12 protein-coding genes and 1 riboswitch are annotated in these 16,966 nt (G+C 72.3%); of the genes, 3 read left to right on the top strand and 9 right to left on the bottom strand.

The window, feature by feature from the left end:
- Positions 1–11: 11 nt before the first annotated feature.
- The 6 genes from J1792_RS02770 to J1792_RS02795 all read right to left on the bottom strand — a co-directional run bounded on the left by J1792_RS02770 (position 12) and on the right by J1792_RS02795 (position 5,771).
- Positions 12–743, bottom strand: a complete 732-nt coding sequence (locus tag J1792_RS02770) for a LysM peptidoglycan-binding domain-containing protein (RefSeq protein ID WP_086569949.1) — start codon at positions 741–743, stop codon at positions 12–14.
- Positions 744–747: 4 nt separating this feature from the next.
- Positions 748–930: riboswitch (cyclic di-AMP (ydaO/yuaA leader) on the bottom strand.
- A 260-nt stretch (positions 931–1,190) separates the two neighbouring features.
- Positions 1,191–2,168, bottom strand: a complete 978-nt coding sequence (locus J1792_RS02775; RefSeq protein WP_307842889.1) for a transglycosylase family protein — start codon at positions 2,166–2,168, stop codon at positions 1,191–1,193.
- Between the two features lie 199 nt (positions 2,169–2,367).
- Positions 2,368–3,627, bottom strand: coding sequence for a cytochrome P450 family protein (locus tag J1792_RS02780; RefSeq protein WP_086569951.1), 1,260 nt, complete (start codon positions 3,625–3,627; stop codon positions 2,368–2,370).
- 13 nt (positions 3,628–3,640) lie between these two features.
- Positions 3,641–4,072, bottom strand: a complete 432-nt coding sequence (locus tag J1792_RS02785; protein WP_086569953.1) for a DUF6479 family protein — start codon at positions 4,070–4,072, stop codon at positions 3,641–3,643.
- A gap of 60 nt (positions 4,073–4,132) precedes the next feature.
- Entirely contained in the window at positions 4,133–5,116 is a 984-nt protein-coding gene (locus J1792_RS02790) for a nucleoside triphosphate pyrophosphohydrolase (RefSeq protein ID WP_086569954.1), read from the bottom strand.
- Between the two features lie 34 nt (positions 5,117–5,150).
- Positions 5,151–5,771: a SurA N-terminal domain-containing protein gene (locus J1792_RS02795; RefSeq protein ID WP_086569956.1), complete on the bottom strand. Its 621-nt coding sequence runs from the start codon at positions 5,769–5,771 to the stop codon at positions 5,151–5,153.
- A 347-nt stretch (positions 5,772–6,118) separates the two neighbouring features.
- Here J1792_RS02795 and J1792_RS02800 point away from each other — a divergent pair, with 347 nt between their 5' ends.
- Positions 6,119–7,570: a DUF2079 domain-containing protein gene (locus tag J1792_RS02800; RefSeq protein WP_086569958.1), complete on the top strand. Its 1,452-nt coding sequence runs from the start codon at positions 6,119–6,121 to the stop codon at positions 7,568–7,570.
- A 29-nt stretch (positions 7,571–7,599) separates the two neighbouring features.
- Here J1792_RS02800 and mfd read toward each other — a convergent pair whose 3' ends face one another.
- From mfd to J1792_RS02815, 3 genes are all read right to left on the bottom strand, one after another.
- On the bottom strand, positions 7,600–11,127 hold the full coding sequence (mfd, locus tag J1792_RS02805) for a transcription-repair coupling factor (RefSeq protein ID WP_207246615.1): 3,528 nt from the start codon (positions 11,125–11,127) through the stop codon (positions 7,600–7,602).
- 232 nt (positions 11,128–11,359) lie between these two features.
- Entirely contained in the window at positions 11,360–13,933 is a 2,574-nt protein-coding gene (locus J1792_RS02810; RefSeq protein ID WP_207246616.1) for an ABC transporter permease, read from the bottom strand.
- Entirely contained in the window at positions 13,930–14,718 is a 789-nt protein-coding gene (locus tag J1792_RS02815) for an ABC transporter ATP-binding protein (protein WP_086569964.1), read from the bottom strand. Before J1792_RS02815 ends, J1792_RS02810 begins: the two co-directional genes overlap by 4 nt.
- Before the next feature lie 452 nt (positions 14,719–15,170).
- On the opposite strand from J1792_RS02815, the gene J1792_RS35305 reads away from it, so the two are divergent.
- Positions 15,171–16,082 (top strand): lytic transglycosylase domain-containing protein, encoded by a 912-nt coding sequence (locus tag J1792_RS35305; RefSeq protein WP_207246617.1) that lies wholly within the window; start codon positions 15,171–15,173, stop codon positions 16,080–16,082.
- A 121-nt stretch (positions 16,083–16,203) separates the two neighbouring features.
- Positions 16,204–16,926, top strand: a complete 723-nt coding sequence (locus J1792_RS02825; protein WP_207246618.1) for a hypothetical protein — start codon at positions 16,204–16,206, stop codon at positions 16,924–16,926.
- Positions 16,927–16,966 lie beyond the last annotated feature (40 nt).

Genomic DNA, 16,966 nt, shown 5'->3' on the forward strand with positions numbered 1-16,966 from the left:
TCCGGCGGCGGTCAGCCGAGGTGCAGCATCTGCCCGGGGTAGATGACGTCGGCGTCGTCGATGATCTTCTTGTTGAGGTCGTAGAGCTTCGCCCAGCCGCCCTTGACCTTCTTGGCCGTCGCGATCGTGGACAGGGTGTCGCCCTGCTTGACCTCGTACTCGCCGTCACCCTTCTTGAAGGTCGGGGTCTTGGCGTGCTTGCCCGGGGTCTGCTTCTGCGCAGGCGTCTCGGTGCCCGAACCCGGCTTGGCGTGCTTGCCCGAGGGGCGCTCGCCGCGGTCGGCGTGGGTCTTGGTGGAGGTGTCGCGGTCGCCGGTGGACTTGGACGGCTTGGACGGCTTGGACTTCGAGGAGCCGCCGTCGACGTCGGGCGCCGGGCCGCCACGGGTCAGGCCACCGCCACAGTTGGGCCAGGCGCCCGGGCCCTGCAGGGCGAGGAGCCGCTCGGCGACGAGGATCTGCTGGGCCTTGGTGGCCTGGTGCGGGTAGGAGGCGTACTTGCCGCCGCCCGCGGCGTCCCACGAGGACTTCGAGAACTGCAGGCCGCCGTAGAAGCCGTTTTGGGTGTTGATGGACCAGTTGCCCCCGGCCTCACACTGGGCGACCTTGTCCCAGGCCTGGACGGAGGCGGCGTTGGCGGAGGTCGCGACCATCAGAGGGGCGGCGACAGCCGCGCCGGTGACACCGGCGAGGGTGACGATGCGGACGGCCTTGGACGGACGACGGTGCTTGCCCTTGGACATAAGTCGGTTTCCTCACCGACGCCTACGAGGTGAGCTGTCGGGTTCGGGCTAGTGAGTTCGCCCGGCCCGGTCCGCTCGCGCGCACCGGGCTTCACCCCAAGCCGTCCCGTCCCGTCGGTCGTTGACCGTCGGTGCGTGCCGGCGCCCTACCTGGTTCCCCCGCTCCTGCCAACGGCGCTTGCGCGACGACTCCCCCGACCGCCGGCAGGATTCGGCGTGGCGGTCGAGGTGCCCGCGGTAGCGAGCGGAAACGACGTTAAACACAGGCGGCCGACAGGTTCAAACCCCACTTTTCGGCCACAGTTGCTGGTTACGGCCTACCGAGAACGATCATTCTCGCAGGTGGGAGCGGGTACAAGAGCAACGGACGGGGACACTCCGGGCGTCGGGGGACGAGACCCATGTCTCACTTTCGACTGGAACGGACATTCGGCCCGAACCGGCCCGCTACTTACGGATGTCGAGGCGCTGACCGGGCTGGATGAGGTCCGGATCGGATCCGACCGTCTTTTCGTTCTTCTGATAGATCGTCTTCCATCCGCCGTCGACGGCGTGCTCCGATGCGATGGCTGACAGATTGTCACCCGGACGCACGGTGTAGTCGGACGGGCCCGCCGGGTCCGTCCGCGCGTCGCCGCGCGAGGAGCGCTGGGCCTCGTCGCCCGAACGCGACGGCTCGGCACGGTGCTTGCCGGTGCCCGTCTCCGTGCCCGCGTCCGCACCGGGGGTGGCGCTGTCGGACGGGGTGCCGGGCGTCTGGGAGCCGGATGGCGCCGGGGAGGTCCCGGGCGTCTGCGACGGGGTCTCCGAGGGCGTGCCGGAGGGCGTGCCCGAGGGGGTCGCCGTGCCGCCGGAGGGCTCCGTGGACGGGTCCTTGCGGTGCTTGCCGCCCTCACCGGTGCCGGAGCTGCCGGACGGGGTGGGCGTGCCGGGCGTCTGCGACGTGCCGGGCGTGGGCTCGGTGGTGCCGGAGGGCTTGTCGGACGGCTTGTCGGACTCGTGCGCCGGCGTGGAGGGCGTCGGGCGCTCCTTCGCGGACCCGCGCGTGGGCTCCGGCTCGGGGGCCCGGGTGGTGCCGTCGCTGCCGCTGCCGGGGTTCACCTCGGGCGCCGGGGCGTCCTTCTGCAGGCCGGAGCTCACGGCGCAGCTCGGCCACGCGTCGGGGCCCTTGGACCGGAGGATCTGCTCGGCCACGGCTATCTGCTGCGAGCGGCTGGCGAGGTCGGGGCGCGGGGCGTAGGTGGTGCCGCCGTTCTGCTCCCACATCTCCTGGGTGAGCTGGAGCCCACCGGAGTAGCCGTTGCCGGAGTTGGCGCTCCAGGTTCCGCCGCTCTCGCACTGGGCGACCTTGTCCCAGGTGTCGGTGTCGGCCGCGGAGGCGCCGGAGGCGGCGAGCAGCGGCATGGCGATGCTCGCTCCCGTCACCCCCGCCGCGACCACGATGGCGGGTACCTGGCGGGGGCGGCGATGTCTACCGGACCCTGAGCGCATGTGCTGGCCTCTCGTGTGGCGGCTGATGTGGTCGTCGAACATAGCGACGGCGCCGATGAGTCACAAGCCGGTGTAGCGCAGGTCACGTTCAGATCACGTGGTTTGATACCGCGTCACGGGGTAAGAGCCGGGGTTATGCGTGTTCGGTTCCCTCGGGAGTGAATTCCACGGGCAAAGTGCGCAATCCGCGCATGATCAGGCCTCCGCGCCACCGCAGGTCGTCCGGGTCGGCGGCCAGTCGCAGGTCGGGCAGGCGGCGCAGCAGGGTGGCCAGCGCCGTCTGTCCCTCGAGGCGGGCGAGCGGTGCGCCGAGACAGTAGTGGATGCCGTGCCCGTAGCCCAGGTGCTGGTTGTCGCGCCGGGAGAGGTCGAGGGTGTCGGGGTCGGCGAACCGCTCGGGGTCGCGGTCCGCCGCGGCGAGCACCACGAGCACGGGGTCGCCCTCGGCGATGCGCTGTCCGCCGATGGTCAGGTCCCGGGTGGCGAACCGCCAGGTGGCGAGCTCCACCGGGCCGTCGTAGCGCAGGAGTTCCTCCACTCCCGTGGCGAGCAGGCCCTCGTCGCCGGCGGCGAGAGCGCGCTGGAGGCGCTCGCGCTGCCCGGGGTTGCGCAGCAGGGCGTAGACCCCGTTGCCGATCAGATTGACGGTGGTCTCGAAACCGGCGAAGAGCAGGATGAAAGCCATGGCCGCGGCCTCGTCCTCGGTGAGGTGCTCGCCGTGGTCACTCGCCCTGATCAGTCCCGAGATGAGGTCCTCGCCGAGATCCTCCCGCTTCCGGTGGATCAGTTCCGTGAGATAGCCCCGCATCTTCTTCACCGAACGGGCCACTCCGCCGCGCGGCCCGCCGCCGTGGCGGATCATCATGCCCGCCCAGTCCCGGAAGTCGTCCTGGTCCTCGCGCGGGACGCCCAGCATGTCGCAGATGGCGTAGATGGGCAGGGGAAAGGCGAACTCGTGGATGAGGTCCGCCTCCCCCGTCCCGGCGAAGCCGTCGATCAGCTGGTCGGTCAGCTCCTGGACGCGGGGCGCGAACTGGGCGACCCGGCCCGGGGTGAACGCCTTCGAGACCAGCCGGCGCAGCCGGGTGTGGTCCGGCGGGTCGATGTTGAGCAGGTGCGTCATCAGGTTGGCGCTGCGCTCGCCGGGGATGCCGACCTTGCCCTTGCCGTGGGCGCTCTCGGAGTGGTGCACGGGGTTCTTCGACAGCCGCTGGTCGGCCAGCGCCTGCCGGGCGTCGGCGTACCGCGTCACCAGCCAGGCCTCCACCCCGCTGGGGAGCGCGGTGCGGTGGACGGGGGCGTGCTCGCGCAGCCAGGCGTACGCGGGGTACGGATCGGCGGCGAATTCCCAGGTGAACAGGGGCGGGGCGGGGGGCGTACGGTTCTCGTGCACGCCCCGACGCTACCTAGGTGTGACTGCTGCCGCCGCTGCCGAAGGAGCCGCTGCTGCCGGGGCTCCACTTCTTGCGCTCCTCGGTCGGCTCCTCGGGGTGGCTGCCGGGGTTGTGGATCTCGTGCGGCAGCACGCGTTCCCCGTCGGCCTCCGTCTGCAGGGGGTCCGACTCGCGGTGCTCGGTGACGTAGTCGATCTTGCCGTTGTCGTCGGCGTGCCCCGGGCCGTGGTCGGGCGAGGTGGGACCGGTGTCGTGTTCCGCGCGCGTCTGCCAGGCCCCCTGGCGGCGCTGCGGCTGGCTCGGCGGCGGGGGCTCCCGGTCGCGCCAGCGCTGCCCGTAGACGAAGGCCGCGAGCAGCAGGCCGACGACGCACAGCCCCACGATGAACGGGGCGATGCCGCCGACCCAGTGGGGCAGGGCGAGGTCCGTGTGCTCAGTACGCATGGGATGCGGGTACCCGCGCGCGCCCCCGTCAAGACCGTCACTGGGCCGAACGGGCGTCCGTCACTCGCTCGCGCGGGCCGCCGCCTCGGCCTCGAGGATCGCGTCGCGGTACGTCCGGGCCGCGGCCCGCAGGGCGGTCTCCGGGTCGGTGCCGGCCTCCTCGGCCCGCGCGGCCAGGGCCAGCAGCTCGTAGCCGATCCCCTCGCCGGCCGGGAGGTCCACGGGCAGGCCCTCCGAGCGCACCCGGGAGGCGAGCTTGGCGGCGAGGGCCAGGGCGGGCTGGCCCAGCGGCACGCCCTCGGTGACGGACTCGCGGCCCTTCTCCGCCGCCTTGGTCCGCGTCCAGTGCTCGTGAACGTCCTCGGGCGTCTCGGCGCTCTCGTCGCCGAAGACGTGCGGGTGGCGGTGGATGAGCTTGTCGACGATGCCGCCCGCGACGTCGTCGACGGAGAACGGCTCGTCCGGGTCGTCCTGGGCGATGCGGGCGTGGAAGACGACCTGGAGCAGCACGTCGCCCAGTTCCTCGCGCAGCGCCTCGCGGTCGCCGGTCTCGATGGCCTCCAGGAGCTCGTACATCTCCTCCAGGCCGTACTTCGCCAGGTCCTCGTGGGTGCGGATGCCGGTCCACGGGCAGGAGAGGCGGACCTGGTCCATGACCTGGACCAGGTCCAGCAGCCGGGCGCCGGGCAGGTCGTAGGAGCCGGGCAGCAGCTCCAGCGCCGGCATCGACTCCCGGCCGGAGCCGGCCAGCCGGGCCAGGCCGTCGGTGAGCGCCGACTCGCCCTCGGCGGAGGTGAGGACCACGGCCGTGCGCCGGCCGTCCGCGCAGTAGTCGACCAGCTCGCGGGCGGTGGCGGCCGTGTGCTCGACCGTCACGCCGGCCTCCCGCAGATACGGCAGCTGCGGGTGGCCGGCGTCGGCGCACAGGACCCGGTCGGCCTCGCGCAGCGTCCGCCAGGCGGGCCACGACAGCATTCCGGGGGCGACCCGGTGGCTGGTGGTGAGCAGGACGATGCGGCCGCGGGAGTCGTTCAGGTCGTTCACACGGCCGAGCCTAGGCGAGAGGCCGGGCGGCAGCTCACGCCGGCTGCCCCGGGGCGGGCGGCTCCGCCGGGCGCAGCCAGGGCTCGAGCGCGGACCGGGCGGTGCCGCGCCGGGAGTCCCAGGTGCCGTAGCGGGGGTTGACGTCCACCCGCAGGGCGTCGGAGGTCCGCCTCAGGACCTCGTTGGTGCGGGCCTGGCCCAGCTTGCGCTCCAGCTTGGAGCGGACCAGACCGGTCCGCAGCTCCTGGTCGACCTGGCCGGGGGCGATGCCGACCGCGAGGAAGCGGCCCTCGACCGCCTCGGGGCCGCCGAGCATCCGCTCGACCTGCTGGCGGCGTTCCTGCAGCTCCCGGCGGGTGACGTCCACGCCGTTGTCCTGCCCGGCCCGCTCCACGATCCGGTACTGCACCAGGCGGACGAGGGTGTCCTGGCCGAGCCGGGCGCCGGCGGCCAGCAGCTGCGGGCCCTGCGGCGAGGAGCGCTGCGCCTCGCGCACGTCCTCGACCTCCCGCTGCAGCTGGGAGACGGTGATGCGGTCCTTGCCCACGACGGCCGCGGCCCCCGGGTGCGGTGCCGACCCGCACGCGGTGAGCAGCGGGGCCGCGGCGAGCAGAGCGGCGGCGGATACGGAGAGCGCTGTCCTGCGGCGGATCATGAAGCCTCCCGGCAGAGATCACGAACAAACAGGGGCGGGGCGGTGATCGATGTTAGGCACTCGACGTGACCCGGGCCACTGATTCGGCCAACGAGCCCGCGGATGTCGGGGCACGTGGCCCACTCGCTCCCCGGGCCGGCCACCGTGCCGACCGCCGGCCACGGCCCGGCGACGCCGCATACTGCAAGACCGGCCGACGCGCCGGGCGGGAAGAAAAGCGGCTGAACCGGACGGTCCGGCCGCTCGTCTTCGAAGGGGAGGCCGAACCCGCACCGGCCTCCGCATATCGTTCGTCTCGCCGGCCCGACAGGGGCCGCGGACCCGCACCACACCGGAGGACACCGATCATGGACTCGGCCACCGCCGCCGCTCCGGCTCCCGGCCGCGGCACGGACGAGGCCACGCCCGAGAGGCCCACCCGCCGCTCGCGCCTGCGTGCGCCGGGGCTCGACCCGTACTGGGTGGGCGGCGTCCTGTTCGTCCTCTATACCGCGCTGTCCCTCAGCCGCCATCTGCGGATGCTCACCATGTCCTGGGACCTGGGCATCTTCGAGCAGGCGATACAGGCCTACTCCCGGCTCCGGGCGCCCATGGCCGACCTCAAGGGGCCCGGCACCAACATCCTCGGCGACCACTTCAGCCCCGTCACCGCGCTGATAGCTCCGTTCTACCGGCTCTTCCCCGGCCCGGTGACGCTGCTCGTCGTCCAGGCCGCGCTGTTCGCCCTGTCCGCCGTGCCCGTCACCCGCCTCGCCGCCCGCCTCCTCGGCCGGGGCCGCGGCCTCGCGATCGGCGTCGCCTACGGGCTGTCGTGGGGAGTGCAGCGGGCGGTCGACTTCGACTTCCACGAGATCGCCTTCGCCATGCCGCTGCTGGCCTTCTCGCTGGAGGCCGTGGTGACCCGCCGCTGGCGCGCCGCCGCGCTGTGGGCGGCTCCGCTGGTGCTGGTCAAGGAGGACCTCGGGGTCACGGTCGCCGCCATCGGCGTGCTGATGCTGATCCGCCTGCGCGGGGGCCGCCGCGAGAAGGGGGCCACGGCGCTCGCCGCCGCGCTGGTCGTCTTCGGGTTCGCCGCCACCGCGATCGCCCTCGGCCTGATCATCCCCGGCTTCAACAGCGGCGGCTCCTACGACTACTGGAACAAGATCGGCGGCGGGGACGGGCCCGCCCCCGTCATCCCGGCCGAGACCGCCGTCCGCACCCTGCTGTGGGTGCTGCTGCCCACCACCGGCCTGCTGGCCCTGCGCTCACCGGTGCTGATCGTCGCCCTGCCCACCCTCGGCTGGCGGTTCGCCTCCCACGAGGAGCACTACTGGGGCACCGACTGGCACTACAGCGCGGTCCTCATGCCCGTCGTCCTCATCGCTCTCACCGACGCGCTCGCCACCGCCCGGCACAGCCGGCGCCCCTGGCTGCGCCGCTACGCCCACCAGCTGCCGGCCGCCGTGGTCGCCGCCGCCCTCGCGCTGAGCGCCTCGCTGCCCGTCTACAGCCTCACCCAGCCCGACACCTACCGCGTGCCGCAGAGCGTCAAGGACGCCGAACGCCTCCTCGCCCGCATCCCCGACGACGCCACCGTCGAGGCCGACGTCGCCCCGATAAGCCGGCTCGTCAGCCGCTGCCGGGTCTTCTGGATAGGCGACACCCGCGGCATCGACCCCGACTACGTCGCCCTGCGCGTCGCCGACGGCAGGAGCCCGCAGGACCTCGTCGCCGACGCGCAGCGGATGCACCCCGGCGCCCGCTACGCCCTCCTGGGCGGCGACGGCGGCATCGTCGTGCTCCAGCGCACGGCCTAGCCGCCGCCGGCCCCCGGGAGGGAGGTGGCTCAGCCCAGGATCGTGGTCAGGAACTCGCCCGTCCACGCCAGCAGCTCCCGGCCGACCAGCGGCTTGCCGCCGATGGGGCGGGTCGCCGGGCGCGGCACCAGGATCTGCTGGGTGGCCGGCTTCATGACCGTACGCGGGTGGAGCCGCTTGAGCCGCAGCTCCTGCGACTCGCGCAGGTCCACCGGGCCGAAGCGCACGTTGGCGCCCTGCAGCGTGATGTCGGAGACCCCGCAGGAGCGGGCGAGCATCCGCAGGCCGGCCACCAGCAGGAGGTTCTCCACCGGCTCGGGCAGCTTGCCGTAGCGGTCGGTGAGCTCCTCGCGGACGGCCTTGATGTCTTCCTCGCTGGTCGCCGAGGCGATGGCGCGGTAGGCCTGCAGGCGCAGCCGCTCGCCGGGGGCGTAGTCGTGCGGGACGTGCGCGTCGACCGGCAGCTCGATCTTGACCTCGAGCGGCGGCTCCTCCTCCACGCCGCCCTCCAGCGAGGCCCGGTAGTCCGCCACCGCCTCGCCCACCATGCGGATGTAGAGGTCGAAGCCGACGCCCGCGATGTGCCCGGACTGCTCGCCGCCCAGCAGATTGCCCGCGCCGCGGATCTCCAGGTCCTTCATCGCCACGTACATGCCCGCGCCCATCTCCGTGTGCTGGGCGATGGTGGCCAGCCGCTCGTGGGCGGTCTCGGTCAGCGGCTTCTCCGGCGGGTAGAGGAAGTAGGCGTAGCCGCGCTCGCGGCTGCGGCCCACGCGGCCGCGCAGCTGGTGCAGCTGGGAGAGGCCGAAGTTGTCGCCGCGCTCGACGATCAGGGTGTTGGCGTTGGAGATGTCGATGCCGGACTCGACGATCGTCGTCGAGACCAGCACGTCGAACTTCTTCTCCCAGAAGTCGACCACGACCTGCTCCAGGGCCGACTCCGACATCTGGCCGTGCGCCGTGGCGATGCGCGCCTCGGGCACGATCTCGCGCAGCTTGGCGGCCGCCCGGTCGATGGACTCGACCCGGTTGTGGATGTAGAAGACCTGGCCCTCGCGCAGCAGCTCGCGGCGGATGGCCGCGCCGATCTGCTTCTGCTCGTAGGGGCCCACGAAGGTCAGCACCGGGTGCCGCTCCTCCGGCGGGGTGGTGATCGTCGACATCTCGCGGATGCCGGTCACCGCCATCTCCAGGGTGCGCGGAATGGGCGTGGCCGACATCGTCAGCACGTCCACGTTGGCGCGCAGCTTCTTCAGCTGCTCCTTGTGCTCGACGCCGAAGCGCTGCTCCTCGTCGACGATGACCAGGCCCAGGTCCTTGAACTTCGTCTCGGAGGAGAAGAGGCGGTGGGTGCCGATGACGACGTCGACCGAGCCCTCGCGCAGCCCCTCCAGGACGGCCTTCGCCTCGGCGTCCGTCTGGAAGCGCGACAGGGCCTTCACCACGACCGGGAACTGCGAGTACCGCTCGGAGAACGTACCGAAGTGCTGCTGCACCAGCAGCGTGGTGGGCACCAGCACCGCCACCTGCTTGCCGTCCTGCACCGCCTTGAAGGCCGCGCGGACCGCGATCTCCGTCTTGCCGTAGCCGACGTCGCCGCACACCAGGCGGTCCATGGGGACGGACTTCTCCATGTCCTCCTTGACCTCGGCGATGGTGGTGAGCTGGTCGGGCGTCTCCGCGTAGGGGAAGGCGTCCTCCAGCTCCCGCTGCCAGGGGGTGTCGGGGCCGAAGACATGGCCGGGGGCGGCCATGCGGGCGGAGTAGAGCTTGATCAGGTCGGCGGCGATCTCCTTGACGGCCTTCTTGGCGCGCGCCTTGGTCTTCGTCCAGTCCGCGCCGCCGAGCCGGTGCAGGGTGGGCGCCTCGCCGCCGACGTACTTGGTGACCTGCTCGAGCTGGTCGGTGGGGATGTAGAGGCGGTCGCCGGGCTGGCCGCGCTTGGCGGGCGCGTACTCGACGAGGAGGTACTCGCGGGTGGCGCCCTGGACCGTGCGCTGGATCATCTCGAGGTAGCGGCCGACGCCGTGCTGCTCGTGGACGATGTAGTCGCCGGCCTGCAGGGTCAGCGGGTCGATGGTCTTGCGGCGGCGCACCGGCATCCGGCCCAGGTCCTTGCTGGCGGACTTCTGACCGGTCAGGTCGGCCTCCGTCAGCACGGCGATCCTCAGGCCCGGGTCGACGAAGCCGGTGTCGATCCCGGCGCACGAGACGTGCACGAGGGACGGGGACAGCTCCGCCAGGTCCGCGTCGAGGCGGGCCGGGATGCCCTCGCCGCCGAGCACCTCGACGGTACGGGCGGCCGGGCCGTGGCCCTCGGTGAGGAAGACCGTGCGCCAGCCGCCGGAGACCCAGCCCTTGGTGTCGGCCAGCGCGCGGGCGGTGTCGCCGCGGTACGTCTCCGGGGCGTGCATGCCGAGCTTGAGGGTGTCGCCGTCCGTCTCCTCGTCCGCCGCGAAGGGGCTGATGGACCACCACATCATGCCCAGCTCGCGGGCGCGGTCGCGGACGTCGGCGATGCCCCGCAGGGAGGCGGCGTCCACGTCGATGGGCGCCTCGCCGCCGCCGGCCGTGGCGGCCCAGGACGCCTGCAGGAACTCCTGCGAGGTCGCCACCAGGTCGGCGGCCCGGGTACGGACCCGCTCCGGGTCGCAGACCACGGCCATCGCCCCGGCCGGCAGCACGTCCAGCAGCAGCTCCATGTCGTCCACCAGGACCGGGGCGAGGGACTCCATGCCCTCCACCGCGATGCCCTCGGCGATCTTCCCGAGCAGCTCGCCGAGCTCGGGGTGCTCCTCGGCCAGCGCCGCGGCCCGCTCCCGGACCGCGTCGGTCAGCAGCAGCTCACGGCACGGCGGCGCCCACAGGCCGTGCTCGGCGATCTCCAGCGACCGCTGGTCGGCCACCTTGAAGTAGCGGATCTCCTCGACGTCGTCGCCCCAGAACTCGACCCGCAGCGGGTGTTCCTCGGTCGGCGGGAAGACGTCGAGAATGCCGCCGCGCACCGCGAACTCGCCGCGCTTCTCGACCAGTTCGACCCGGGCGTAGGCGGCCGCGGCCAGCGCCTCGGTGACCTCGCCGAGGTCCGCGCTCCGCCCGCTGCGCAGGCTCACCGGCTCCAGGTCGCCCAGGCCCTTGACCTGGGGCTGCAGCACGGACCGTACGGGCGCGACGACGACGCTGACCGGGCCCGCCGCGGGGTCGTCCGTGCTGGGGTGCGCCAGCCGGCGCAGCACGGCCAGGCGGCGGCCGACGGTGTCCGAGCGCGGGGAGAGCCGCTCGTGCGGCAGCGTCTCCCAGGAGGGGTACTCGACGACGCGGTCGGCGGGCAGCAGGGAGCGCAGGGCGGCGGCCAGGTCCTCCGCCTCCCGGCCGGTGGCGGTCACGGCGAGCACGGGCCGCTTGGCGTCGCGCGCGAGCGCGGCGACGGCGAAGGGCCGTGCGGCGGCCGGCCCCACGAGGTCGATGTGCGGCCGATCGCCGTCGCCCGCGGCCTTCACCGCTTCGGCGAGCGCCGGATCATTGACGACGGCGTCGAGCAGACCGTGCAGGCTCATGAAGGCTTTCCCGTCCCGGGGGTGGACAACGCGAACGGCCCGGCGCGTGCCGTACGGGCCGAGCCGGGGGTCTCCAGACTACGACGGTGGGCTGACGCCCGCCGGTGCGTAGCGGGGCGGGCTCCGTTCGCCACCGTCGGTCACGTGGGGCGGGCCCGGGAAACGCCGGACGGCCCGGACGCGCACCCCCGTGTCGCGTCCGGGCCGTCCGAGCCTTCGGGCGGCGGCCCCGCTAGTCGGTCGCGATGGCGTTCAGGACGTTCATCCGGCCCGCCCGGAACGCCGGGATCAGGGCGGCGAGCAGGCCCACCACCGCGGAGCCGACGAAGACCGCGATGATCGTCGGCCAGGGGATGTCCAGGACGCCGAGGCCCTGGAGGGCCAGCAGCTTCTGGGCCGTGGTGCCCCAGGCCATGCCGAGGCCGAGGCCCAGCAGGGCGCCGAAGAGGGCGATGACCACCGATTCCAGGCGGATCATGCGGCGCATCTGGCGGCGCGAGAGGCCGATCGCCCGCAGCAGGCCGATCTCCCGGGTGCGCTCGACCACCGACAGGGCGAGCGTGTTCACCACGCCCAGGACCGCGACGATGATCGCAAGGGCCAGCAGGCCGTAGATCATGTTGAGCAGCTGGCCGACCTGGTCCTGGATGAGCTTCTTGTAGTCGGACTGGTCACGGACCTTGACCTGCGGGTAGTCCTCGACCGACGCCTTGAGCGCGGCGGCGGCCTGCTTCGTCTGCCCGTCGGCGGCCTTGGCCAGGACCATGAGGTCCAGCGGCATCTTCCCGGCCGGGAGGTAGCTGCGCGCGGTGGCGATGTCGGTGTACATCGCGCCCTTGTCGATGCTGGTGTCGTCCGAGGTGACGGCCTTGACCGTCAGCTTGGCCGTCCGGCCGTCGACCATGGCGACCGTCAGCCGGTCGCCGAGCTTGACGCCGTGGTCCTTGGCGAAGCCCTCCGGCACGGACATGGCGTCCTTGGCGTAGGCGTCCTTGAGATCGCCCTCGACCGTCTCGGCGCGCACGTCGTCGGCGTAGGTGGGCGTCACCGCGGACAGCCGCTGGGTGCCGCTCCTGCCGTCCGGGGTGGTGATCTTCGCGTTGACGACCGTGTATTCCGTGACGTGCTCGACGTGACCGGCGGACTTGAGCGCCTTGACCACGGCCGGGCTCAGCGGCTGCTGGTTCTCGGACTGGACGATGAAGTCCGCGCCCACCGACTTGTCGAGCTGCTCGGTGGCCGAGGCGACCATGGAGGAGCCCACCACCGACAGGGCGGCGACCAGCGCGAGGCCGATCATCAGCGCCGAGGCCGTGGCGCCCGTGCGGCGCGGGTTGCGCAGCGCGTTGCGCTCGGCGAGCCGGCCGACGGGCCCGAAGACCCGCAGCACGACCGCGCTGATCACGCGGACGACGAACCCGGCGAGCAGCGGGCCGACGACCACGAAGCCGACGAGCGTGAGGAAGACGCCGAGCCCGAGCATCCCCGAGCCCGCCGCGGCGTCGTCGGACCGGGCGGCGGCGGCCAGCGCCAGCCCGCCCGCGGCGGTCAGCACCAGGCCGATGGCGGCGCGCACCTTGCCGGCCTTGCCGTCGGCCGGGGTGCCCGCGTCGCGCAGGGCGGCCATCGGGGAGATCTTGGTGGCCTTGAAGGCCGGCAGGAAGGCGGCGAGCACGGTGACGAGCACGCCGATGGCCAGGCCCACGATCGGCGTCGCGGCCTTGATGGTCAGCTCGGAGGTGTCGAGCTTCATGCCCATGGAGCCCATGAGCTCCATCAGCCCGACGGCCAGTGCCACGCCGCCGCCGATGCCCAGCACCGAGCCGACGACGCCGAGCAGCACGGCCTCCACCAGCACCGAGCGCAGGATCTGCCGGCGGCTGGAGCCGATGGCCCGCATCAGGCCGATCTCACGGGTGCGCTGGGCGACCAGCATGGAGAAGGTGTTGACGATGAGGAAGATGCCCACGAGGACGGCGATGCCGGCGAAGCCGAGCAACGCGTACTTCATGACGTCCAGGAAGGAGCCGATGTCCTTCTTGTTCTCCTCCTTGCTCTCGGCGGCGGTCCGCAGGGCGTAGTCGCCGGCGGAGGAGCCGAGCGCGGCGGAGACCCGCTCCTTGAGCTGCTCGTCGCTGACACCGGAGGCGGCGGTCAGCCCGTAGCCGCTGAACTCGTCGGTGCTGCCGAGGAGCTTGGCCTGGGCGGTCGGGGTGTCGAAGTAGAAGACGGCCGCGCCGGGGTTGGTGGTCTTGTACGTGGCGATGCCGACGACCTTGACGGTGAAGTCGCCTGGGGCGGCGATCACCCGGAGGGTGTCGCCCGTCTTCACGCCGTGCTTGTCGGCGGTGTCGGAGTCGAGGACGACCTCGGCCGGGCCGTGCGGCTCGTGGCCGCTGGTGATCTCGACGGACTTCTTCGCACCCTCGTCCCAGTTGGCGCCCACGGTGGGCGCGCCGGAGGTGGGGCTGAGGCTCTTCTTCCTGCCGTCGACGACGGTCAGTTGCCGGCTGTCGGCCGACGGCTCGACCTTGGCGACGCCGTCGATCCTGGCGAGCTTCTCCCGCAGCGAGGCCGGAACCGTCGCCGGCCTGCCGGTCTGCTGCGCGTCGTCGTTCTCCTTCGGGCCGACGGAGACGTCCGACGCGACGTTGGCGAAGAGCTTGTCGAACGTGGCGTTCATGGTGTCGGTGAAGACGAGCGTGCCGCAGACGAACGCCACCGACAGCAGGACCGCGGTGGCGGACAGCGCCATGCGGCCCTTGTGCGCGAGGAAGTTGCGCAACGAGGTCTTGAGAACGGTCACGACACCCGGCCCCGGGCGTCGAAGTTCTTCATCCGCTCGAAGACGGCCTCGGCGGTCGGGGAGTGCATCTCGTCGACGATCCGGCCGTCCGCGAGGTAGAGCACGCGGTCCGCGTAGGAGGCGGCGACCGCGTCATGCGTCACCATGACGATGGTCTGCCCCAGTTCGTCCACCGAGCGCCGCAGGAAGCCGAGCACCTCGGCGCCGGCCCGCGAGTCCAGGTTTCCGGTCGGCTCGTCACCGAAGATGATCTCGGGGCGGGCGGCCAGGGCGCGGGCGACGGCCACGCGCTGCTGCTGGCCGCCGGAGAGCTGGTTGGGGCGGTGCTTCAGACGCCCGGCCAGGCCCACGGTCTCCACGACCTGGTCCAGCCACTGCTTGTCGGGCTTGCGGCCGGCGATGTCCATGGGGAGCGTGATGTTCTCCAGGGCGTTGAGCGTCGGCAGCAGGTTGAACGCCTGGAAGATGAAGCCGATGCGGTCCCGGCGCAGCCGGGTCAGGTGCTTGTCCTTGAGCCCGGTGATCTCGGTCTCGTCGATGAATATCTGCCCCGAGGAGACGCTGTCGAGGCCGGCCAGGCAGTGCATCAGGGTCGACTTGCCGGAGCCGGAGGGGCCCATGATGGCCGTGAACTGCCCACGGGCGATGTCCACGTCCACGTGGTCGAGCGCGACGACGCGGGTCTCCCCGGACCCGTACGCCTTCAGGACCTGACGGGCCCTCGCCGCGACGGCCGCATGCCCTCCACTGCCCCCGGTCCTGGGAATCGATACAGCCGTTGTCACGGTGGGTTTTCTCCTAGTGATCGTGCGAGGTCCGCCTCAGTGGCGGGAACGGGTCCAAGCCTGTGGCAGACCTGGTGGCGGACGCGATGGTGCTCGTCCGTGTTCTGGGGGTGGGGCCAGCCCCACCCGGCGCCCCCCGGCCGCCCCCATGAATCTAGACGCTGCTTTCCGGCCACTCGTCCTGCTGCGGTACGAACCGCGAGGAGGAGAACGTAAGGAGCGTCCCCTAGGGGAAGACCTCCCTCAGCACGATGACTTCTCAGGGTCGGGTACGTACATCGATGGAGAAACCGACCCTTGAGGGGTAACGAACGGCGAAGAAACCGTGAAGCCGGTCCCCTGACAAGACAATTGGGGCCGGAGAGAATTAGTGTTCGGGTCTATGGCCGTGGGGGGCTGACGTGCGACCCCCTGCTGGGAACGGCCGCCGGTCTCCCGAGGAAGCAGTCTCCGTGAAGATACGTGGTACACGCGCTGCCAGCGTCTCCCGTCAGGGACTGTGCGCTGCTCTGCTCGTCGCCAGCCTTACCACGGCCGCCGTCGGAGCCACTCCGCACAACGCCGCCGACGGCGACCCCTCCCCCGGCAACGACAGCCCGCAGAGCCGCCCGCACGGCACCCCCAACCTCACCCTCCCCGACCTCCGTCCGAAGCCCGGCGCCACGGGCAAGCCCGGCGAGTCCGCGCTGCCGTCCGGCGGCGAGAACTCCGGCATCCCGGCGACCGCGCTGGCCGCCTACAAGAACGCCGAGGCCATCGCCAAGGAGAAGTACCCGAGCTGCCACATCCCCTGGCAGCTCGTCGCGGGCATCGGCAAGGTGGAGTCGCAGCACGCGGCCATGGGCGGCCGGCTGAACGCGGACGGGACGACGGAGAGACCGATCCTGGGCCCCCGGCTGACGGGCGGCGAGTTCGCGAAGATCACCGACACCGACGGCGGCCGCTGGGACGGCGACAAGCTCTACGACCGGGCCGTCGGCCCGACCCAGTTCATCCCCTCCACGTGGACCGACTTCGGCGCCGACGGCAACAACGACGGCGTCCAGGACCCCAACAACATCTTCGACGCCGCCGCCGCGACAGCGCGCTACCTGTGCTCCGGCAACAAGGACATGACCCGCGCCGCCGACCTCGACAAGGCGGTGCTGAGCTACAACAACTCCCGCGAGTACGTGAACGCGGTCCTCGCCTGGATGCGGAAGTACTCCGACGGCCAGGTCGGCGTGATGCCGGACGGCCCCGGCCTGCCGCCCTCCCCCTCGGGCACCCAGCCCGCCCCCTCGTCCCCGTCGTCCCCCGTCCCCGCCCGCCACCCCCGGCGGCGGTTCCACCACGCCCCACAAGCCGGGCGGCAGCACCGGTAACAACGGCGGCAGCGACAAGCCGGCTCCCGAGAAGCCCGGTGGCGGCGGCGAGAAGCCCGGCGGTGGCGGCACCGACAAGCCCACCCCGCCCGCGCCCGCCCCGGTCACCCGCCTCGACCGGGTGAGCGAGCGCAAGCTGGAGGCCACGGCGGGCGAGGACTTCACCGCGCAGCCGCGCGTACGGGCCCTGACCGGCGCCGGAAAGGCCGCCCCGGACGGCACCCGCGTCCGCTTCGAGATCATCGGCAGCACCGAGGCCCGCTTCCCCGGCAAGACCAAGGAGGCCACCGTCCGCGCCAAGGCGGACGGCACCGCCACCGCGCCGACGCTCCACGCCGGCGACTGGCCCGGGCAGTTCACCGTCCGCGCCACCGTCGTGGGCCGCGACGTCGCCCCCGTCGACTTCGACGCGACCGTCAAGAACGCCCCCGCGCCGCGTGCCGACAAGCTCCAGCGCGTCGGCGAGGGAGACCTCAAGGCCGCGCCGAAGGCCACGTTCACGCAGAAGATCCAGGTCAAGGCGCTCGGCAAGGACAAGCCGGTGTCCGACACCGCGATCACGGCCACCGTGCTCGACGCCGACGGCAAGCCCCTCACGAAGGCCGGCCCCTACTTCAAGGACAAGGACGGCAAGCCCACCCGCACGCTCGCCCTGCCCAAGACGGACAAGGACGGTCTGGTCACGCTGCCGGAGCTGTTCACCGACGAGCGGACCGGCACCTACACCCTGCGCCTGGCCACCGGCGACGGAACGGTCCTCGTGCTGGAGCTGACCGTCGCGGCCCCCGCGCCGGAGAAGCCCGAGCCGTCGAAGCCGGCGGGCACGCCCACGCCGGCCCAGTAGGTCACGGACGTCCCGCCCGCCCCCGGCGGGCGGGACCACG

The organism is Streptomyces triculaminicus, from assembly GCF_017349075.1.
Taxonomy (GTDB): domain Bacteria; phylum Actinomycetota; class Actinomycetes; order Streptomycetales; family Streptomycetaceae; genus Streptomyces; species Streptomyces triculaminicus.

Bases quoted from the DNA above. Each gene is read 5' to 3' on its own strand.
- J1792_RS02770 (WP_086569949.1), bottom strand. From the start codon at position 743: ATGTCCAAGGGCAAGCACCGTCGTCCGTCCAAGGCCGTCCGCATCGTC.
- J1792_RS02785 (WP_086569953.1), bottom strand. From the start codon at position 4,072: ATGCGTACTGAGCACACGGACCTCGCCCTGCCCCACTGGGTCGGCGGC.
- J1792_RS02795 (WP_086569956.1), bottom strand. From the start codon at position 5,771: ATGATCCGCCGCAGGACAGCGCTCTCCGTATCCGCCGCCGCTCTGCTC.
- J1792_RS02800 (WP_086569958.1), top strand. From the start codon at position 6,119: ATGGACTCGGCCACCGCCGCCGCTCCGGCTCCCGGCCGCGGCACGGAC.
- mfd (WP_207246615.1), bottom strand. From the start codon at position 11,127: ATGAGCCTGCACGGTCTGCTCGACGCCGTCGTCAATGATCCGGCGCTC.